The sequence below is a fragment of the Streptomyces coerulescens genome (assembly GCF_042657965.1).
Lineage (GTDB): Bacteria > Actinomycetota > Actinomycetes > Streptomycetales > Streptomycetaceae > Streptomyces > Streptomyces coerulescens.
This window is the reverse complement of the sequence record NZ_JBHSKM010000007.1, coordinates 94,041-113,621: the sequence shown is the minus strand read 5'-3', so window position 1 is coordinate 113,621 and position 19,581 is coordinate 94,041. Positions and strand designations below refer to the sequence as shown.

Genomic DNA, 19,581 nt, shown 5'->3' with positions numbered 1-19,581 from the left:
GGGGAACCGGCCACCATGGCGAAGAAGTCGAAGAAGAACCAGCAGCAAGCGGGCGGCACTCCCGCGACGGTCGCCCTGACGGCCGCGGGCGTCGCCTACACCGTCCACTCCTACGACCACGACCCCGCGCACCCCTCGTACGGCGAGGAGGCCGCCGAGGCGATGGGCGTGTCCCCCGACCGGGTCTTCAAGACGCTGGTGGCGGACGTGGACGGCAGCCTGACCGTGGCGGTGGTCCCGGTGGCCGGGCAACTGGACCTGAAGTCCCTGGCGTCGGCGGTCGGCGGCAAGCGCGCGGCGATGGCCGACCCGGCCCTGGCGGAACGCACCACGGGCTATGTGCGCGGCGGCATCTCCCCGCTGGGCCAGCGCAAGAAGCTGCGCACGGTCCTGGACGCCTCGGCCTCCGCCCACGCCACGATCTGCGTCTCGGCGGGCCGTCGCGGCCTGGAGGTCGAGCTCTCCCCCGACGACCTGGCCAAGCTCACGGAAGCGGTCCTCGCGCCCATCGGACGTGCCTGACCTCTCGACGGCGGGGGTGTCCTCGGTTAAGTACGAGGGACATGTCGAAGAAAACGCGGAAACGAAAGTGGCGCATCAAGAAGGGCCGCTCGAACCACGGACGCCGCCCGGCATGACGATCCACCGTCCCAGGGGGCCACGGCCCCCTGGGCATCCCCGGCGCTAGGCCCTCGGCGCCCCGTACGGCCCCTGTTTGCCGGGCTCCTGCGGATGCTGCTGGTACGGGTCCGCGTCCCGGGGACCGAACAGCGCCGTCAGCCCGAGGTGGACGACCAGCGCGGCCAGCGGCCAGGCCAGCAGCGCGCCCTTGGCTCCCAGCTTCAGCGGGGCGGAGAAGGCGACGCCCTTGCCCACTTCCTTGGCGTGGGCGATCACGTCCTCGGTGGGCCCGAGCCGGACGCCGAGCCACCAGGCGAGCAGCGACCCGAGGAACGCCCCCACGGCCAGCCCGATCACCAGCGGTACACCGCCGCGCCGCCGCCACAGGAAGACGGCGACCGCACTGACCAGGCCGAATGCCAGCGCGAGCAGAGTGAACGTTCCGTCCACCCCGATGGCCTGCTCCCCCTCGGAATCCTTGAAGTAGACGACCCAGCTGTCGTCGACGACGTCCCCGACCAGCGGCACGCTCGGCGCCAGCCGCCACCACAGCACCCCGAGGAGCGCGCCGAGGAGCGCCACCACCACCGTGACGATCGCGGCCTCTCGCAGTTCGGTCTTCATTCCGGGACCGTCCTGTTCGTACGAGCCATACATGCCGTACGGGCCGTGAGAGCCGGGATGGCCCGGTATCCCGCCCGGGGCACCGGGTATGGCGTCGTGCGGCGGCACGGCGGCCGCGTGCCGGGCAGCGGGCTGCTGCCATCCCCCGTTCGGGGACGGTTCACGCGGTGGCGGTGGAGGAGTCAGCGGAGCGGTCACCCTGCCATCGTGCCAGGCCGGTCTGTGCGGCGCGTCACCGGACGGCCGCCCGACGGTACGCCCAGGTGGCCACGGCCAGCGAGACGACGCCGACGACACCGCACACGGCCAGGTCACCGAGCACGAACGCCCAGTCCGGCCGCTCCCCGAAGGTCCGTGCGAAGGCCTCCACGCCGTACGTCGAGGGCAGCAGGTCCCGTGCGAGGCGGACCGCCTCCGGCATCCGGTCGGCGGGCAGCACGCCCAGCAGCAGCGCCGCCGACATGCCCAGCTGCCCGAGCAGCGTGGCCAGTTCGGGGCGCGGGGCGAGCAGCCCGAGCGCCGCCCCGAGCCCTGCGAGCGCGGCGCCGGCCAGCGGGATCACCGCGACGAGCACCCAGAGGTTCGCCATCGGCAGCCCGAACAGCACGCAGCCGAAGACGGCCGTCACCACGGTCCCCGGCACGGTGAAGGACGCGTACGCCCCCGCCGCCCCCAGCACCACCGCGGCCGGCGGCACCGGCAGCGTGGCGTAGTGGTCGAGCCCGCCGCTCGCCCGCAGCTGTCCGAAGTACTGCGCGAGCAGGTTCAGCGCGACGAAGGCCACGACGAGCACCGCCGAACCGGCGACCACGGCCTGCGCCTCGGCGCCGCCGTCGACGACCCCGCGCATCAGGATCATGATCCCGATCGACTGGAAGGTCGCCACGAACAGCAGCGGGATGCGCGCGACCCGGGCCCGGGAGAGCTGCGCCCGGTACACGGCGCACAGCGACGGCCACAGCCGCGCGCGCGGCCCGAGCTCGGCCGCGGCCCGGCCGGCCGTCTCGTCCACGGCCAGGGCGCTGCCCGGCAGAACCTCGGCGGGTACGACACTCACGTGGCGCTGCTCCCTTTCACACGGGGGATCACCGGGCGGGTGGCCCTGTTCCGTACGGCGTTCTGTACGGACGCGACGGTCTGCGTGCTCACGCCTTCACCAGCCCCTGCTGCGCGGCCCCGCCCAGCGACAGATAGACGTCCTCCAGGCTGGGCGTGGCGAGCGTGAAGTCGTCGAGCGCGGCGAAGGCGGCCCCGCCGGTGACGGTGGCGACGACCGCGCGGGCCTCCTCGGGGGCCAGCCGCAGCGTCCAGCGGCGGCCGGACTCCACGACCCGGTCCTGGAGGGCTGCGACCTCGGGCACGTCCAGCGGTGCCCGCTCCCGCCACAGCAGTTCGACCCGGACCTCGCCGGCGACGCGCTCCTTGAGTCCGGACGGTGTGTCACAGGCGATCACGCGGCCCCGGTCGAGCACGGCGACCCGGTCGAGCACGGTCTCGGCCTCGATGACGTTGTGGGTGACGAGGACGACGGTCGTCCCGTACTCGGCCCGCCGCCGGTCCACGGCCGACCACACGGCCCGCCGCGCCACCGGGTCCATCGCGGTGGTCGGCTCGTCGAGCACGAGCAGCGGCCGCTCCCCCACCAGCGCGGCGGCGAAGCAGGCGAGCCGGCGCTGGCCGCCGGACAGCTTCTTGATCGGCCGCCCGGCGAGCGGCCCGAGGCCCAGCTCGTCGAGCACGGCGTCCCGTTCGGCCCGCGCCTGCCGCACGTCCAGGCCGCGCAGCCGTCCGGTCGTCTCGGCGGCGAGCGACACGGTCAGGTCGTCGAGGGCGGTCGACTCCTGCCCGAGGTAGGCGAGGATGCGCGCCGCCCGCTCGGGGTGGCGCACGATGTCGTGCCCGAGGATCTCGACGCTGCCGGCGTCGGGCCGCATCAGGCCGGTCAGCTGCCGCACGAGGGTGGTCTTGCCGGCGCCGTTGGGCCCGAGCAGCCCGAAGATCTCGCCGCGCCTGATGTCCAGCCGTACGTCGTCGGTGGCGCGCACCTCGGGAGTCCCGGGCGCCCCGCGCCGTGCACGCACCGCCGGGTAGGTCTTGGTCAGCCCGCGCACGGCACACACGACATCACCATCGTGCCGAAATACCTGTGCCGCGCGCGTACTCACAAGGGACGAGACTACGGGGTCCACAGGGCTGATCCGCCCTCGGGTCGGCCACTCGGCACAAATCGACCGCTCACCGCCATAAAGCCACTCACCACGCGGCGTCGTCCGGCGGCCCCGGACCCGGCGCCGCCGTGCGGCTCACTCGCCCGCCGGCGCGTGCTCCGCCGCCGTGCGCACATCGATCTCGCGCCAGAACCCGGCCCGGATCGCGTACCGGTCGTGCTCGTCGATCTGGTCGTCCTTGTGCGCGAGGAGCCCGAACCGGGCCGCGTAGCGGAGCAGCTCGCCGTCGATCCGGTGCGGAATCCGCGGATACATCCCGGACAGCCGCTGGAAATGGCTCTGGTCCCCGAGCCGTGCCATCCACCGACGGGCGAAGACCTGGCCCACCTCGTACGGATCGCCGCCGACCGTGGTGATGTCCTCCTCGCGGTCGGCCCATCGCTGCTCGGCCGTGGTCAGCTGTGCCAGCGTCGGCATGGACGCGGCCTCGGCCGACTCGCCCGCGACACCGGGCCGGTCGACCCAGCCCTTGTCGGAGGACCAGCGCAGCGTCGCGTTCGCCGGATGCTGGGCCGGCTGGACGCCGGGGGCGCGCAGCGCGGCGAGATCCTTCGGCGTGGGCACGCCCTTGGGCGCCGGAACCCGCTCCTGTGTGCCGTTCTCCGAGGCGGTGGCCGGAGTCGCGTGCTCGACCTCCGCGGGGGGCCGCTCGGTCGCCGCGCCGAGCGCCGAGTCGGGCAGCGGCGCGGACAGGATCGCGGCGATCTCCGGCCGGGGAACGGGCGGCGGGGCACACACTCCGGTGAGCTCCTTGGCGCGTACGGCCTTGGTGATCCACGTACGGTCGAGGACCCGCCGCTCGTCGGCCTCGGCGACCAGGTCCTCGGACTGGTTGTAGTCACCGTCGGCGGCCTGCACGGCCCACAGATGTACGGCGACGCCGTGCTCCTTGGCCGCCATCATGCCCGGCAGGAGATCACCGTCCCCGGTCACCAGCACCACGTCGGAGCAGGCGCGGTTGCGGGCCAGCTCGGTGAGCTCGGCGTGCATCGCGGCGTCCACGCCCTTCTGCGCCCAGCGGCCGTCACTGCGGGTCAGTGCGCCGAGCCGGACGGTGACCCGGGGCATCACGCGCAGCCTGCGGTGCTCGGGCTGGGGGACGCGGTCGGGGGCACCGTCGAACCAGTAGATCCGCAGCAGGGGCTGCTGGGTGTCGGACTCGGCGCGTTCGCGCAGCCCCTGGATGAGGGCGGTGTGGTCGACGGTGATCCGGGACCGGGAGGGTTCCCCGGCGAGCAGGCTGGCGGCGGCCCCCAGCAGATACCCGGCGTCCACCAGGACGATGCAGCGGTCCACGCGACTCACCCTCTTCCCGGGAGGTTTGCTTTGGGCTTCCTTCGAGTCTGCCCGACCGCGCGGGGGTTAACGGGCCGAACTCGATCTTCGGCGTGGCGTTTCGGGGCATCGGATCCGCGGCGCGCCATGCCTCACGCCCCGACAACCGCTGTCACAGACGGTAATTATCCGAAATGCGTTCTTTATCAGCCTATGTGAATCTGGTCCCGGCCCTGGCCCCTAGTTCCCCACAGGAGGCAGATCACCATGGCCAAGAACAAGAAGCAGGACCGGAAGCAGCCGCAGTCCGAGCGTGCTCAGCAGCAGGCGCAGCGCTCCTCGATGGAGGCGCAGACCGAGCAGCACATGCCGCAGGCGACACCCGCCGACATGGCACGCAAGGGCAAGCAGAAGCGCTTCGGCCACAACTGACATCCGAAGGACGGGCTTTGCGGCCCGGGCACACGAAGAGGGGCGCACCCGCGCGCGGGGTGCGCCCCTCTCGCACGGCTTCGGCTAGCCGGCCAGGCAGGACGGTCCGAGCAGCACCTTCAGGTCACCGAACAGCGCCGGGTCCGGCTTCACACGGTGCCGGTCCAGCCGTAGCACCGTCGTCTTGGTCGGGCCCTGGAGCTTGATCCGGACCTCGCTGTCGCCCTTGTGGTGGCTGAGGATCTCGCCGAGCCGGTTCACCATCGGCGGGGTGACGCGGGTCGCCGGGATGGTGAGGATCACGGGCGCGTTGGTGCCCGCGTTGGACAGGTCGGGGACCTGGAGCTCCATCGCGACCAGCCGCGGCACGTCCTCGCGCTTGTCGAGGCGGCCCTTGACGAACACCACGGCGTCCTCGACGAGTTGGGTCGACACGAGCTGGTACGTCGCGGGGAAGAACATGCACTCGATGGAACCGGCGAGGTCCTCGACGGTGGCGATGGCCCAGGCGTTGCCCTGCTTGGTCATCTTGCGCTGGAGGCCCGAGATGATGCCGCCGATGGTGACGACCGCGCCGTCCGCGTGCTCACCGCCGGTGAGTTGGGCGATGCCCGCGTCGGCCTTGTCGGAGAGCACGTGCTCCAGGCCGAAGAGCGGGTGGTCGGAGACGTACAGACCGAGCATCTCCCGCTCCTGGGCGAGCAGATACGTCTTGTCCCACTCCTCGTCGGTGAAGACGACGTCGAGGCCGAAGCCGGGCTCGTCGCTCTCCTCCTCGCCCATGCCGCCGAAGAGGTCGAACTGGCCCTCGGCCTCCTTGCGCTTGACCGCGACCACATTGTCGATCATCGGCTCGAAGTGCGCGGTGAGGCCCTTGCGGGTGTGCCCCAGGCTGTCGAACGCGCCCGCCTTGATCAGCGATTCGGTGGTGCGCTTGTTGCACGCCGTCGCGTCGACCTTGTCGAGGTAGTCGGGGAAGGAGCCGTACTTGCCCTTGGCCTTACGGCTCTTGATGATCGACTCGACGACGTTGGTGCCGACGTTGCGCACGGCCTCCAGGCCGAAGAGGATCACGTCGTCGCCCTGGGCGGCGAAGTTGTGCACCGACTCGTTGACGTTCGGCGGGAGCACCTTGATGCCCATGCGGCGGCACTCGTTGAGGTAGACCGCCGACTTGTCCTTGTCGTCCTTGACGGAGGTCAGCAGGGCGGCCATGTACTCGGCGGGGTGGTTCGCCTTGAGGTAGGCGGTCCAGTACGACACCAGGCCGTACGCGGCGGAGTGCGCCTTGTTGAACGCGTAGCCGGCGAAGGGGACCAGCACGTCCCACAGGGCCTGGATGGCCTCGTCGCTGTAGCCCTTGTCGCGGGCGCCCTTCTGGAAGAGGACGAAGTTCTTCGCCAGTTCGTCGGGCTTCTTCTTGCCCATCACGCGGCGCAGGATGTCGGCCTCGCCGAGCGAGTACCCGGCGATGATCTGGGCGGCCTTCTGCACCTGCTCCTGGTAGACGATCAGACCGTAGGTGACGGCCAGGACCTCCTCGAGGGGCTCCTCCAGCTCCTTGTGGATCGGGGTGATCTCCTGGAGCTTGTTCTTGCGCAGGGCGTAGTTGGTGTGCGAGTCCATGCCCATCGGGCCCGGACGGTACAGCGCGGAGACGGCGGAGATGTCCTCGAAGTTGTCGGGCTTCATCAGCCGCAGCAGCGAACGCATCGGGCCGCCGTCGAACTGGAAGACGCCCAGGGTGTCACCGCGCTGGAGGAGTTCGAAGGTCGTCGGGTCGTCCAGCGGCAGGGACAGCAGGTCGAGGTCGATGCCCTTGTTGGACTTCACCATCTTGACGGCGTCGTCCATGATCGTCAGGTTGCGCAGGCCGAGGAAGTCCATCTTCAGCAGGCCGAGCGACTCGCACTGCGGGTAGTCCCACTGCGTGATGGTCACGCCGTCGGTGTGCCGCACCCAGATCGGGGCGTGGTCGACGATGGGCTCGCTGGACATGATCACGCCGGCGGCGTGCACGCCCATCTGCCGCACCAGGCCCTCGACACCCTTCGCGGTGTCGATGACCTTCTTGACGTCCGGCTCGTTCTCGTACATCCCGCGGATCTCGCCCGCCTCGCTGTAGCGCGGGTGCGAGGGGTTGGTGATGCCGTCGAGGTCGATGCCCTTGCCGAGGACGTCGGCGGGCATCGCCTTGGTGAGGCGGTCGCCCATCGCGTACGGGTAGCCCAGCACGCGCGCGGAGTCCTTGATGGCGTTCTTCGCCTTGATCTTGCCGTAGGTGCCGATCATGGCGACCTTGTCGGCGCCGTACTTCTCGGTGACGTACCTGATCACCTCGACGCGCCTGCGCTCGTCGAAGTCGATGTCGACATCGGGCATGGAGACGCGCTCGGGGTTGAGGAACCGCTCGAAGATCAGGCCGTGCGGGATCGGGTCGAGGTCGGTGATGCCCATGGCGTAGGCGACGATCGAGCCGGCCGCGGAGCCTCGCCCTGGGCCGACCGCGATGCCGTTGTTCTTGGCCCACATGATGAAGTCGGCGACGACGAGGAAGTAGCCCGGGAACCCCATCTGGATGATGACGTCCATCTCGTACTCGACCTGCTTCTGGCGGTCCTCGGGGATGCCGCCGGGAAAGCGGCGCTCCATGCCGCGGCGCACCTCCTCCTTGAACCAGGTGACCTCGGTGAAGCCCTCGGGGATGTCGAACTTGGGCATGAGGTCGCGCTTTTCGAACATGCCGGCCGTGTCGACCATCTCGGCGACGAGGAGCGTGTTGGCGCAGCCCTCCTGCCAGGCGTCGGAGGAGTCGATGGCGTACATCTCGTCCGTGGACTTCAGGTAGTAGCCGGTACCGTCGAACTTGAAGCGGTCCGGGTCGGAGAGGTTCTTGCCGGTCTGGATGCACAGCAGGGCGTCGTGGGCGGTCGCCTCGTGCGCGTACGTGTAGTGCGAGTCGTTGGTGACCAGCGGGGGGATGCCGAGCTTCTTGCCGATCTCCAGGAGGCCGTCACGGACCCGGTGCTCGATCTCGATGCCGTGGTCCATCAGCTCCAGGAAGTACCGGTCCTTGCCGAAGATGTCCTGGTAGTCGGCCGCCGCCTTCAGGGCCTCGTCGTACTGGCCGAGGCGCAGCCGGGTCTGGAGCTCGCCGGAGGGACAGCCGGTGGAGGCCACGATCCCCTCGGACCACTGGGAGATCGTCTCCTTGTCCATCCGGGGCCACTTCTGCAGCCAGCCCTCGGCGTACGCGTCCGAGGACAGCCGGAAGAGGTTGTGCAGGCCCGTCTTGTTCACGGCCCACATCGTCTTGTGGGTGTAACCACCGGAACCGGACACGTCGTCGCGCTTCTGGTGCGGCTGGCCCCACTGGATCTTGCGCTTGTTGCGCCGGGACTCGGGGGCGACGTACGCCTCGATCCCGATGATCGGGGTGACTCCGGCCTTCTTCGCGGAGTGGAAGAAGTCGTACGCCCCGTGGAGGTTGCCGTGGTCGGACATGGCGATGTGCGTCATGCCCATCTCGTTGCACGCGTCGAACATGTCCTTCAGCCGCGCGGCACCGTCCAGCAGGGAGTACTGGGTGTGGACGTGCAGGTGCGTGAACGGCGGCTTTGACACGGCTTGGCCTCCATGGAAAACGCTCGGTGACAGGCGGACGGACACTTCTGGGGACAGCGTCGAAGTCTATGCCTCGGCACTGACACTCGCGGGGCTCCCCCGCGTACCTTCACAGCGAGGGCTTCGGGCACTTTCCGGTCGGCCCGCCCGTTGGATACGACAGAAACGCTGTCGTACACATGCACCAGGAGGCACCCAGCGATGTCGGTCCCCCAGCTCAACGACGAGCAGCGCGGCGACGAGATCCTCGCCGTCTTCGACACCGCCTTCGGCGAGCTCCTGGCCGCCGATCCGGCCGCGTTCCGCGTGAAGTTCCGGAAGATGGCGGCCTCGGCGTTCGCGTTCTACCGCGGCACGGCGTGCCTCTTCTACCACGACCTGGACGCCGAGAAGCGGGGCGGCCCGTACCTGGACGAGCGCACCTCGCGCGTGTGGATCCACGGCGACCTGCACGCGGAGAACTTCGGCACGTACATGGACTCCAACGGCCGGCTGATCTTCAACGTCAACGACTTCGACGAGGCCTACGTCGGCCCCTTCACCTGGGACCTCAAGCGCTTCGCCGCCTCCATCGCCCTGATCGGGTACGCCAAGGCGTTCGGCGACGACCAGATCAGCGAGCTGGTGCGGATCTACGCGGCCGCCTACCGCGAGCGCGTGCACGCCCTGGCCACCGGCGCCAAGAGCGACGAGGTGCCGCCGTTCACGCTGGACACCGCTCAGGGGCCGCTCCTGGACGCGCTGCGCGACGCCCGCGCGCTGACCCGTTTCGGGCTGCTGGAGTCCATGACGGAGATCCGTGACTTCGAGCGCCGCTTCGCCCCCGGCGGCGGCTCCATCGAGCTGGACGCGGCCACCCGCTACAAGGTCCTCGCCGCGTTCGACGGCTACCTGGAGACGCTGCCGGACGCCTCCCTGGCCCGCCCCGACTCCTACCGGGTCAAGGACGTCGTGGGCCGGCGCGGCATCGGCATCGGCTCGGCCGGGCTGCCGTCGTACAACATCCTGCTGGAGGGCCACACCGACGCCCTCGAGAACGACGTCGTGATCTACATCAAGCAGGCCCAGACCCCGGCGGTCTCCCGGCACGTCACGGACCAGGCGCTGCGGGACTACTTCCAGCACGAGGGCCACCGCACGGTGATCTCCCAGCGCGCCCTCCAGCAGCACGCCGACCCGTGGCTGGGCTGGACCGAGCTGGACGGCGCGGGCCAGCTGGTCGCCGAGGTCTCGCCGTACGCGGTGGACCTGGACTGGGGCGACATCGACGACCCGGAGGAGATCGCCTCGGTGGTCGCCGACCTCGGCCGGGCCACGGCCACCATGCACGCGGCGGCGGACGACACCTCCGGCGAGTCCCTGGTGCCGTTCTCGACCGAGCGCGCCATCGACGCGGCCATCGCGGCCGACGAGGACGGCTTCGCGGAGCTCCTGGTCGACTTCGCCCACGGCTACGGCGCACGCGCGCGTGCCGACCACCAAATCTTCGTGGACCTGTTCCGCAACGGCCGGATCCCGGGTCTGTGACGAAAAAGGTCGCTCACCGGCGCTCCTGAGCCGTTCACAGGCAGCCTTTAGGGGTCTCTTACAGGAGCACGTGACAGACTCTCCACGCCATGGACATATCCGGGACCCAGCTGCGAGCCGTACGCGCGGCGCTCTTCACGGCACTCGTCGTGACACTGAGCACCGCGTCACACGTGCTGCTGTCCCGTGCCCCCCTGCCGCTGAACACGGTGGCCCTGCTCACGGCCGCCGTGTTCGTCCTCGCCTTCGCCCTGGCGGGCCGTGAGCGGACCTTCGGCCGGATCGCCGTCCTGCTGGTCCCGCTGGAGCTGGCCGCGGACACCGTCCTCACCACCGGCCAGCACGTCTGTTACGGCAGGGCGGGCGGCCCGGTCGCGGGCCCCCTGGCGTCGGTCGGCTGGGACGTGCTGTGCGGTGAGGGCACCCAGGTCGGGGCCCCGCTGGCGCAGGTCACCGGTACCGACCCCAACCGGCTGGGCGGCCTGCTCGCCCATGTCGACCCGGTCACCGCCTGGCTGCTGCTCGGCGCCCACGTCACCGTCGGCCTCCTCGCCGCGGCCTGGCTGCGCCGCGGCGAGCGGGCGCTGGCCCAGCTGCTGAGCGCGGTCGCCGCGACCACGTTCCGGCCGCTGCTCCTGGCGGTCGCCGCGGTGACGGTCCCGCCGACCGCCCCGGCCCGCCGTCTGCCGCGCCCCACCGACCGTACGGCCGCCGCCCGCAGCAGCCTCCTCGTGCACTCCCTGGGACGACGTGGACCGCCGTGCTCGCCCGCCTTCGCGTGACCCACGTGAACGGCATCTGAGCAGCACAGCCCACCCATACGTATCCCGCACACGACGTGTGTGCGTGTCCCCATGGAGAACACCGACATGAGCAAGCGAAACAGCCAGGCCGCGAAGACGGCTGCCCGGGAGCGGCTGCGCGCCGAGCGCGAGCGCGAGGCCAAGCGGGCCAAGGTCAGGCGGCAGATCATCGTCGCCGCCTCGATCGTCGGCGTCCTGGCGGCCGCCGGCGGCGTCGGCTACGCCGTCGTCCAGGCCAACAAGCCCAGCCACTGGGAGGCCGTGAAGGACGACAAGAAGGTCGTCGCCCCGGCCAACACCAGCGGCACGGACGGCACGACCGTCGTCATCGGCAAGGACAGCGCCAAGAAGACCTTGAAGGTCTACGAGGACCCGCGCTGCCCGGTCTGCGCCAACTTCGAGCAGACGGTCGGCTCGACCGTGAAGAAGGACATCGACGCCGGCAAGTACAAGATCCAGTTCATCGGTGCCACCTTCCTCGACGGTGACTCGCTGAAGGACGGCAAGATCGGTGCCGGCGGCGAGGGCTCCAAGAACGCGATGAGCGCCCTGGGCGCCGCGCTGAATGTGAGCTCCGAGGCGTTCCTCGAGTACAAGGCCGCGCTCTACTCGGCGAAGTACCACCCGCAGGAGTCGGACGACAAGTTCAAGGACGACAGCTACCTGATCGAGATCGCTGGCACCGTCCCCGCCCTGAAGAACAACGCCAAGTTCGAGAACGCCGTGAAGAAGGGCACCTACGACGCCTGGGCGCTGGCCATGTCGAAGACCTTCGACACCAACAAGGAAGGCGTGACGGGCACCCCGGGCTTCGTCATGGACGGCAAGAAGCTCACCGTCGCCCAGCCCAACCAGCCGTATTCGGTGGAGGACTTCAACAAGGCGGTGGACGCGGCCCTCAAGGGCTGAACCGACCTGGAGGAGAAGAGCGGGCGAACATTTACGAGTTCGCCCGCTCTTGTTCATACCGCTCAGTAACCTGATCGGCTGTGACCAGTCGATACAGATCATCCGAGCCGTTCAACTCCCCTACCCCTCGCCGCCGTACGGTCGTCAAGGCCGCGGCGGCGACGGCTGTCCTGGCGGGTCCGCTCGCCGCGGCGCTGCCCGCGCGCGCGGCCGAACAGGGTCCCGCCTTCCTGCACGGCGTCGCCTCCGGCGACCCGCTGCCCGACGGCGTCCTGCTGTGGACCCGCGTGACGCCGACCGCCGACGCGACGCCCGGCTCCGGACTCGGACCGAACACCGAGGTCAGCTGGATCGTCGCCCGCGACAAAGCGCTGACGAACATAGTCGCCAAAGGCTCGACCACCGCGACCGCCGCCTCCGACCACACGGTGAAGGCGGACATACGGGGCCTGGAGCCGGCCACCGACTACTGGTTCCGCTTCTCGGCGGGCGGCACGGACTCTCCGGTGGCGCGCACCCGCACCGCGCCGGCGGCGAACGCCTCCGTGGCCGGCCTGCGCTTCGGCGTGGTCTCCTGCGCCAACTGGGAGGCCGGCTACTTCTCCTCGTACCGCCACCTCGCCGCCCGCGGCGACCTGGACGCCTGGCTGCACCTCGGCGACTACATCTACGAGTACGGCACCGGCCAGTACGGCACGCGCGGCACCGTCGTACGGCCCACGGCGCCCGCCAACGAGATCCTCACGCTCGCCGACTACCGCGGCCGGCACGGCAAGTACAAGACCGACGCCGATCTCCAGGCCCTGCACGCGAAGGCGCCCGTCATCGCGATCTGGGACGACCACGAGATGGCCAACGACGCCTGGTCGGGCGGCGCCGAGAACCACACCGAGGGCGCCGAGGGCGCGTGGGCCGCGCGTCAGGCCGCCGCCAAGCAGGCGTACTTCGAGTGGATGCCGGTGCGTCCGGCCCTCGCCGGCACCACCTACCGGCGGCTGCGCTTCGGCAAGCTCGCCGACCTGTCCCTGCTGGACCTGCGCTCCTTCCGCTCCGAGCAGGTCAAGGTCGGCAACGGCGACGTCGACGACCCGGACCGCACACTCACCGGCCGCGCCCAACTCGACTGGCTGAAGGCGGGCCTGAAGTCCTCCGACACCACCTGGCGGCTCGTCGGCAACTCGGTGATGATCTCGCCGTTCGCGATCGGCTCCCTCTCCGCGGACCTGCTGAAGCCGCTGGCCAAGCTGCTGGGTCTGCCGCAGGAGGGCCTCGCCCTCAACACCGACCAGTGGGACGGCTACACGGACGACCGCCGCGAACTGCTGGCCCATCTGCGCTCGAACGCGATCCGCAACACCGTGTTCCTGACCGGAGACATCCACATGGCGTGGGCCAACGACGTGCCGGTGGACGCCGGCACCTACCCGCTGTCGGCCTCCGCCGCCACCGAGTTCGTCGTCACGTCGGTCACCTCCGACAACCTCGACGACATCGTGAAGGTCCCCGAGGGCACCGTCTCCGCGATCGCCTCGCCGATCATCCGGGCGGCCAACCGGCACGTCCACTGGGTCGACACCGACCGCCACGGCTACGGCATCCTGGACATCACGGCCGACCGGGCGCAGATGGACTACTACGTCCTGTCCGACAAGACCAAGCAGGACTCCCGCGCGTCCTGGGCGCGTTCCTACCGCACGCGCAGCGGCACGCAGAAGGTCGAGCGCACCTACGACCCCGTGTGACGCGGCCGCTAGAGGGTTTCGAGGAAGCCGAGCGCCACCCGCCAGGTGGCCTCGGCGGCCTCCTCGTCGTAGTCCGGCAGGTCGGGATCGGTGTAGAGGTGGCCGGCCCCGGCGTATCGGTACACCTCGACATCGGCGCCCGCTCTGCCCATCTGGAGATACCAGGCGCTCAGCCAGTCGTCCGTCTCGAACGGGTCCGGCTCGGCGACATGCAACTGCACCGGCAGCTCGTCCACCGAGGCGTTCGCCGCGATGTCCGACGTGCCGTGCACCAGCAGCAGTCCGCGCGCCTTCTCGTCACCGAGTCCGAGGGTCTGGGCGATGGAGGCGCCGAGCGAGAATCCGGCGTAGACCAGCCCCCGCTCCGAGTAGGGCGCGGCGGCGAGCACGGCCCGCTTCAGCAGCTCGTCCTTGCCGATCCGCTCGTTGAACTCCATGCCCTCCTCGACCGTGTCGAACGTGCGGCCCTCGAAGAGGTCCGGCGTCCACACCTCGTGTCCGGCGGCGCGCAGCCGGTCCGCGGCCTGGCGCACGGCAGGCCTGAGGCCGTACGTCGAGTGAAACAGCATGATGTTCATGAGGCCATGGTGCCAGCCGGGTCCGACAGTGCCGTGACCACCGCCTCACCGACGCGGATGTTCATGACCCCCCTCGGCTGGTTACGTTCGGAGGCATGGAGAACATACTCCGACCGCTGATCGTCATCGGTGGCTCGGTGCTGCTCACGCTGATCATCGGGTGGGCCACCGACCGCCTCATGCGCAAGGCCGACGAACGGCACAGCGAGACACCGCTGTGGGGTCAGCTGCGCCGGGCCCGCGTCCCCTACCAGCTCGTGCTGTGCACGGCCCTGCTCAGAGGGTCCTACGACGAGGCCGAGCTGTTCCAGGCGAACCGGGTCGCGATCGGCCGGGTGCTGACGCTGGTGCTGATCGGGGCGGCGGCCTGGCTGGCGATCCGTATCGCGGCGGCCGTCGTGGAGACGACGTACAGCCGTTATGCCCGGGTGCACCGCGATCCGGCCCGGGTCCGCCGGGTGCGCACGCAGGTGACGTTGATCATGCGGGTGGTCTCCGCGGTCGTCGGCGTGGTCGCGGTGGCGGCGATGCTGCTGACGTTCCCGGCGATGCGCGCGGCCGGTGCCTCGCTGCTGGCCTCGGCCGGCATCCTCGGCATCGTCGCCGGTGTCGCGGCCCAGTCCACGCTGAGCAATATGTTCGCCGGGCTCCAGATCGCCTTCGGCGACATGGTGCGCATCGGGGACACGGTCGTGGTGGACGGCGAGTGGGGCACCGTCGAGGAGATCACCCTGACATTCCTGACGGTGCGGACCTGGGACGAGCGCCGGATCACCATGCCGGTGTCGTACTTCACGTCGAAGGCCTTCGAGAACTGGTCGCGCGGCGGCGCCCAGATGACCGGCACCGTCTTCTTCCATGTCGACCACTCGGCGCCGCTGGAGGCCATGCGCGAGCGGCTCCGCGACATCCTGCGGGAATGCCCGGCGTGGGACGGCCGGGACTACGGCCTGGTCGTCACGGACTCCACGCCCAGCACGATGGAGGTGCGGGCCCTGGTCACGGCGAAGGACGCGGACGACCTGTGGACGGTCCGGGTCACGGTGCGTGAGCAGCTGATCCGCTGGCTGGCGGAGGGACACCCGTACGCACTGCCGCGCGTCAACGCGGCGGACGCGGCCCTGCCGCCCGGCTACCCGACACCCGACCGTCTCACGGCCCGCCGCACCCACCAGCCCGACCACTCCCCACTACAACGCCCGGACCGCTTCTGACCCCGGGACCGGCAACGCCGGTAAAAAAAGGGGCGCGGGGAACTGCGCGACCAGCCCCAACGGCGCCGCAGCCAGCCACGGACCCTCCCGGCGTCGCGTCCCAGGCCGAGCGCTCAGCGACCCCGCTCAGCCCCTCCATTCACCTGAATGATCTGCGACGTAATGTGCCCGGCACCATGCGAAGCCAGCCAGTGCAGCGTCGCCGCGACATCCCCCGGCGTACCGGCCCGCCCGGTCGAGGTCTCGGCGATCCGCAGGGCGCGCCGCTCCTCGTCCATCCCGTCGCCGAAGAACTCGGTGTCCTCGACATAGCCGGGCGCGACCACGTTCACGGTGATCCCGCGCGGCCCCAGCTGCCGGGCCAGATCATGGGCGTACGGATGCAGCGCGGCCTTGGACGCCGCGTACGCCACGTTGCCGGACCCCCGGAACGCGGCGATGGAGCCGATGAACAGCACCCGCCCGCCGGGGTCCGCGAGCCGGTCCTTGAGGGCCTCGGTGAGCAGGGCCGCGGTCAGGGTGTTGAGGCCGAAGTTGAGCGTCCAGTTGTGCAGGACGACGTCGAGGGGCTCGTCGCTGTCCACCTTGGGCTCCCGGTACCCGGAGCCGCCGGCGCTGTGGATGAGGACGTCCACGGTGCCGAGCTCCGACGCCACGAACCGCTCCACCCCCCGCACCCCGCGTGGCCTGCTCAGATCCGCCGCGTAGGTGAGGGCTCCGGGCACATCGGCCCGCTGAAGCACCTCGGCGCGCCGCCCGAGCAGCAGCACCCGGTCCCCGTCCTGCGCGAACAGCCGGGCCGCCGCGAGCCCGATCCCGGTACCGCCACCACTGATGACAACGTTGCGAGCCATGATCAGATCGTACGAAGCCGGAGCCGCCCACGGCGAGGTCAGCGCAGACTGCGCACGTCCAAATGCCGCAGCACTCGGTCCACCACCTCCGGGTCGGCACCCGGCTCGCTGCGCGCCGCCAGCACCTCGTGCCGTGCCGCGCTCAGCAGTTCGCTCTGGATCCGCCGTACCCGTTTCATCCGCCGCACCCGCTGCTGATGCGCCTCGCGGCGTTCGTCCTCGCCCATGTCGGGACTGATCCGCACCCCGATCTCGAACGCCCGCCGCAGCATCTGCTCGGACAGTTCCTCGGGCAGATCCTCGACCGCCTCGATCTCCTTGAGCCGCCGCTTCGCCGCTTTCGCCGCGCGCACCGCCAGCTGCTTCTCGAACTCCTCCTCCCGGTCGCTGTCGGCGCGCACGCCCAGCCGCTTCACCAGCCACGGCAGGGTCAGCCCCTGTGCCACCAGCGTCGCCATGATCACGCCGAACGCGATGAAGACGATCTCGTTGCGGTTGGGGAAGGGCTCACCGGAGTCGGTCTCCAGCGGGATGGCCAGCGCCAGGGCCACCGACGCCACGCCCCGCATCCCCGACCACCACATCACGACCGTCTCGCGCCAGCTCATCGGGACCTCTTCGTCGTAGTCCCGTTTGGCGTGCATGCGCTTGGTGAGCCAGGTGGCCGGCAGCAGGTACAGCAGCCGCACGACCACGACGACGCCGACGACCGTCGCCGCCCAGCCGAGCAGCTCGCTCCAGCGGCCGGACGCCGTGCGCACCGCGATGTGCAGTTCGAGCCCGATCAGCCCGAACGCGACGCCGGTGACCAGCGTGTCGACGATGTCCCAGAAGGTGTGCCCGGCGAGCCGTGTCATCACGTCGTCGGCGTCGGTGGCGTACTCGGCGAGGAACATGGCGGTGACGAGCACGGCGAGCACACCGGAGCCGTGCAGCTCCTCGGCCAGCACATATGAGGCGTACGGCACGAGCAGCGAGAGCCCGATCTGGAGGGTCGCGTCGCCGAGCAGGTCCATCAGCTTGTAGGCGCCCCACCCGAGGGCGAGCCCGACGGCGAGTGCGACGACGGCGGACAGGACGAGGTCGAGTCCCGCCTCCCACGCGGTGAAGTGGCCGCTCACGGCGGCGGCGATGGCCACGTGGTACAGCACGATGGCCGTCACGTCGTTGAAGAGCCCCTCGCCCTCCAGGATGGACACCAGACGCCTCGGCAGCCCGAGTTGCCCGGCGACGGCGGTCGCGGCGACCGGATCGGGCGGCGCGACGAGCGCGCCCAGCGCCACCGCGGCGGCGAGCGGCAGCCCCGGCACGATCGCGTGGGCGACGGCGGCCACGCAGAACGTCGTGACGAACACCAGCGCCACGGCCAGCAGGAAGATGGGGCGTACGTTCGCCGCGAACTGCCGCCACGAGGTCCGCCGTACGGCCGCGTAGAGCAGGGGCGGCAGCAGCAACGGGAGAATCAGGTCCGGCGGCACCTCGACGTTGGGCACGAACTCCAGCAGCGCGAGCACGAGCCCGAGCAGCGTCATCAGCACCGGCGCGGGCAATCCGAACCGGTCCCCCACCGGGACACTCACCACGGCCCCGAGCAACAGCACGAACAACAGGGCCAACTGATCCACGGTCAGCGCTCCGGTGACTCGGCATCCACAGGGCAGACCTCAAGCCTGCCACGCCGACCCTGCCACCAGGGCTTACGGGCCCTCCGCTACAGAGCGCGCCGCATCGCCCGGTGCGGCATCCCCGCGTCCGGGAACTCCGGCCCGTACGGCACGTACCCCAGCCGCTCGTAGAAGCCCAGGGCGTGCGTCTGCGCGTGCAGGTCCACGGCGGCGAGGCCACGCGCGCGTGCCGCGTCCTCTATCGCCCGCACCAGGGCCGCCCCGACGCCCAGCCCGCGGGCTTCCCGCGTCACGGCGAGACGCCCCAGCGAGCCCACCGACGGGTCGCCGTCGGTCTTGGCCGCGGCCGCCTCGCCGTACAGCAGCCGGCCGGTGCCGAGCGGCAGCCCGTCCTCGCGGACCGCCAGCACATGCACGGCATCCGTGTCGTGGGCGTCGTACTCGATCTCTTGCGGGACGCCCTGCTCGACGACGAAGACCTCCTTGCGCACCGTGAAGCACGCCTCCCGGTCGGCGGGGTCGTCGGCGACACGCACGGCGTAGGTCACCGGGCTCATCCCCACGTCTCCTCGCGGACCTGGTCGAGCGCCTTCTGGAGGTCGGCCGGGTACTCGCTCTCGAACTCGACCCACTGCCCGTCCCCGGGGTGCTCGAAGCCGAGCCGCACGGCGTGCAGCCACTGGCGGGTCAGCCGCAGCCGCTTGGCGAGGGTTGGGTCGGCGCCGTAGGTCAGGTCGCCGACGCAGGGGTGCCGGTGGGCCGCCATGTGGACGCGGATCTGGTGGGTGCGCCCGGTCTCCAGCTTCACGTCGAGCAGGGAGGCCGCGCGGAACGCCTCGATGAGGTCGTAGTGCGTGATCGACGGCTTGCCGTCGGCCGTGACCGCCCACTTGTAGTCGTGGTTCGGGTGGCGGCCGATCGGGGCGTCGATGGTGCCGCTGGTCGGGTCGGGGTGGCCCTGGACGAGCGTGTGGTACCGCTTGTCGACCGTGCGCTCCTTGAACTGACGCTTGAGCGAGGTGTACGCGCGCTCCGACTTGGCGACCACCATGAGGCCCGAGGTGCCCACGTCGAGGCGGTGCACGATGCCCTGGCGCTCGGCGGCGCCGGACGTCGAGATCCGGTAGCCCGCCGCGGCGAGCCCGCCGATGACCGTCGGCCCGCTCCAGCCCGGCGACGGATGCGCGGCGACGCCGACCGGCTTGACTATCACGACCACGTCATCGTCGTCGTGCACGATCTCCATGCCCTCGACCGGCTCGGCGACGATCTGCACGGGCGCGGGCGCCTGCGGCATCTCGACCTCCAGCCAGGCCCCGCCGTGCACCCGCTCCGACTTCCCGACCACCGACCCGTCGACCATGACCTTCCCCGCCGCGGCAAGCTCGGCCGCCTTCGTACGGGAGAAGCCGAACATGCGGGAGATGGCGGCGTCGACGCGCTCGCCCTCCAGGCCGTCGGGCACGGGCAGGGTACGGATCTCGGGAATCGTGCTCACCCGACGAGTATGCCGGACCGGGCCGCC

At 70.6% G+C, this 19,581-nt stretch carries 17 protein-coding genes; 7 read left to right on the top strand and 10 right to left on the bottom strand.

What is annotated here, in order from left to right; translation table 11 throughout:
* The first annotated feature begins 15 nt into the window (after window positions 1–15).
* Window positions 16–522 carry a Cys-tRNA(Pro) deacylase gene (ybaK, locus tag ACFPQ9_RS12445; protein ID WP_380851351.1) on the top strand — a complete coding sequence of 169 codons (507 nt, stop codon included), beginning with the start codon at window positions 16–18 and terminating at the stop codon, window positions 520–522.
* A gap of 162 nt (window positions 523–684) precedes the next feature.
* On the opposite strand, the gene ACFPQ9_RS12440 is transcribed toward ybaK, so the two are convergent.
* From ACFPQ9_RS12440 to ACFPQ9_RS12425, 4 genes are all read right to left on the bottom strand, one after another.
* Entirely contained in the window at window positions 685–1,443 is a 759-nt protein-coding gene (locus ACFPQ9_RS12440) for an AAA family ATPase (RefSeq protein WP_380851348.1), read from the bottom strand.
* A gap of 34 nt (window positions 1,444–1,477) precedes the next feature.
* Window positions 1,478–2,302: an ABC transporter permease gene (locus ACFPQ9_RS12435; protein ID WP_380851345.1), complete on the bottom strand. Its 825-nt coding sequence runs from the start codon at window positions 2,300–2,302 to the stop codon at window positions 1,478–1,480.
* 88 nt (window positions 2,303–2,390) lie between these two features.
* Entirely contained in the window at window positions 2,391–3,365 is a 975-nt protein-coding gene (locus ACFPQ9_RS12430) for an ABC transporter ATP-binding protein (RefSeq protein ID WP_380851342.1), read from the bottom strand.
* A 183-nt stretch (window positions 3,366–3,548) separates the two neighbouring features.
* Window positions 3,549–4,769: an NYN domain-containing protein gene (locus tag ACFPQ9_RS12425; RefSeq protein WP_380851339.1), complete on the bottom strand. Its 1,221-nt coding sequence runs from the start codon at window positions 4,767–4,769 to the stop codon at window positions 3,549–3,551.
* Between the two features lie 246 nt (window positions 4,770–5,015).
* Between ACFPQ9_RS12425 and ACFPQ9_RS12420 the strand changes: the two genes are divergently transcribed.
* Window positions 5,016–5,180 (top strand): hypothetical protein, encoded by a 165-nt coding sequence (locus tag ACFPQ9_RS12420; RefSeq protein ID WP_093745688.1) that lies wholly within the window; start codon window positions 5,016–5,018, stop codon window positions 5,178–5,180.
* An 84-nt stretch (window positions 5,181–5,264) separates the two neighbouring features.
* Here ACFPQ9_RS12420 and dnaE read toward each other — a convergent pair whose 3' ends face one another.
* Window positions 5,265–8,804 carry a DNA polymerase III subunit alpha gene (gene dnaE, locus ACFPQ9_RS12415; protein WP_380851336.1) on the bottom strand — a complete coding sequence of 1,180 codons (3,540 nt, stop codon included), beginning with the start codon at window positions 8,802–8,804 and terminating at the stop codon, window positions 5,265–5,267.
* 201 nt (window positions 8,805–9,005) lie between these two features.
* On the opposite strand from dnaE, the gene ACFPQ9_RS12410 reads away from it, so the two are divergent.
* The 4 genes from ACFPQ9_RS12410 to ACFPQ9_RS12395 all read left to right on the top strand — a co-directional run bounded on the left by ACFPQ9_RS12410 (window position 9,006) and on the right by ACFPQ9_RS12395 (window position 13,785).
* On the top strand, window positions 9,006–10,331 hold the full coding sequence (locus tag ACFPQ9_RS12410) for a DUF2252 domain-containing protein (protein ID WP_380851333.1): 1,326 nt from the start codon (window positions 9,006–9,008) through the stop codon (window positions 10,329–10,331).
* A gap of 89 nt (window positions 10,332–10,420) precedes the next feature.
* The gene (locus ACFPQ9_RS12405) at window positions 10,421–11,113 is read left to right on the top strand and encodes a hypothetical protein (protein WP_380851330.1); all 693 of its coding nucleotides are present in this window, start codon (window positions 10,421–10,423) and stop codon (window positions 11,111–11,113) included.
* Window positions 11,114–11,200: 87 nt separating this feature from the next.
* Window positions 11,201–12,043 carry a thioredoxin domain-containing protein gene (locus ACFPQ9_RS12400; protein WP_380851327.1) on the top strand — a complete coding sequence of 281 codons (843 nt, stop codon included), beginning with the start codon at window positions 11,201–11,203 and terminating at the stop codon, window positions 12,041–12,043.
* An 80-nt stretch (window positions 12,044–12,123) separates the two neighbouring features.
* The gene (locus ACFPQ9_RS12395; protein ID WP_380851325.1) at window positions 12,124–13,785 is read left to right on the top strand and encodes an alkaline phosphatase D family protein; all 1,662 of its coding nucleotides are present in this window, start codon (window positions 12,124–12,126) and stop codon (window positions 13,783–13,785) included.
* 8 nt (window positions 13,786–13,793) lie between these two features.
* Here ACFPQ9_RS12395 and ACFPQ9_RS12390 read toward each other — a convergent pair whose 3' ends face one another.
* Entirely contained in the window at window positions 13,794–14,363 is a 570-nt protein-coding gene (locus tag ACFPQ9_RS12390) for a dienelactone hydrolase family protein (RefSeq protein ID WP_380851322.1), read from the bottom strand.
* Between the two features lie 95 nt (window positions 14,364–14,458).
* On the opposite strand from ACFPQ9_RS12390, the gene ACFPQ9_RS12385 reads away from it, so the two are divergent.
* Window positions 14,459–15,577 (top strand): mechanosensitive ion channel family protein, encoded by a 1,119-nt coding sequence (locus ACFPQ9_RS12385; protein ID WP_380851319.1) that lies wholly within the window; start codon window positions 14,459–14,461, stop codon window positions 15,575–15,577.
* Window positions 15,578–15,690: 113 nt separating this feature from the next.
* Here ACFPQ9_RS12385 and ACFPQ9_RS12380 read toward each other — a convergent pair whose 3' ends face one another.
* The 4 genes from ACFPQ9_RS12380 to ACFPQ9_RS12365 form a co-directional block, all read right to left on the bottom strand.
* On the bottom strand, window positions 15,691–16,431 hold the full coding sequence (locus ACFPQ9_RS12380; RefSeq protein WP_380851316.1) for an SDR family oxidoreductase: 741 nt from the start codon (window positions 16,429–16,431) through the stop codon (window positions 15,691–15,693).
* Window positions 16,432–16,469: 38 nt separating this feature from the next.
* The gene (locus tag ACFPQ9_RS12375; RefSeq protein WP_380851313.1) at window positions 16,470–18,056 is read right to left on the bottom strand and encodes a Na+/H+ antiporter; all 1,587 of its coding nucleotides are present in this window, start codon (window positions 18,054–18,056) and stop codon (window positions 16,470–16,472) included.
* An 86-nt stretch (window positions 18,057–18,142) separates the two neighbouring features.
* On the bottom strand, window positions 18,143–18,613 hold the full coding sequence (locus ACFPQ9_RS12370) for a GNAT family N-acetyltransferase (protein WP_380851310.1): 471 nt from the start codon (window positions 18,611–18,613) through the stop codon (window positions 18,143–18,145).
* Window positions 18,610–19,554 carry an RluA family pseudouridine synthase gene (locus tag ACFPQ9_RS12365; protein WP_380851307.1) on the bottom strand — a complete coding sequence of 315 codons (945 nt, stop codon included), beginning with the start codon at window positions 19,552–19,554 and terminating at the stop codon, window positions 18,610–18,612. Before ACFPQ9_RS12365 ends, ACFPQ9_RS12370 begins: the two co-directional genes overlap by 4 nt.
* Window positions 19,555–19,581: the final 27 nt, after the last annotated feature.

Bases quoted from the DNA above. Each gene is read 5' to 3' on its own strand.
- ybaK (WP_380851351.1), top strand. From the start codon at position 16: ATGGCGAAGAAGTCGAAGAAGAACCAGCAGCAAGCGGGCGGCACTCCC.
- ACFPQ9_RS12420 (WP_093745688.1), top strand. From the start codon at position 5,016: ATGGCCAAGAACAAGAAGCAGGACCGGAAGCAGCCGCAGTCCGAGCGT.
- ACFPQ9_RS12410 (WP_380851333.1), top strand. From the start codon at position 9,006: ATGTCGGTCCCCCAGCTCAACGACGAGCAGCGCGGCGACGAGATCCTC.
- ACFPQ9_RS12405 (WP_380851330.1), top strand. From the start codon at position 10,421: ATGGACATATCCGGGACCCAGCTGCGAGCCGTACGCGCGGCGCTCTTC.
- ACFPQ9_RS12400 (WP_380851327.1), top strand. From the start codon at position 11,201: ATGAGCAAGCGAAACAGCCAGGCCGCGAAGACGGCTGCCCGGGAGCGG.
- ACFPQ9_RS12390 (WP_380851322.1), bottom strand. From the start codon at position 14,363: ATGAACATCATGCTGTTTCACTCGACGTACGGCCTCAGGCCTGCCGTG.
- ACFPQ9_RS12385 (WP_380851319.1), top strand. From the start codon at position 14,459: ATGGAGAACATACTCCGACCGCTGATCGTCATCGGTGGCTCGGTGCTG.
- ACFPQ9_RS12380 (WP_380851316.1), bottom strand. From the start codon at position 16,431: ATGGCTCGCAACGTTGTCATCAGTGGTGGCGGTACCGGGATCGGGCTC.
- ACFPQ9_RS12370 (WP_380851310.1), bottom strand. From the start codon at position 18,613: ATGAGCCCGGTGACCTACGCCGTGCGTGTCGCCGACGACCCCGCCGAC.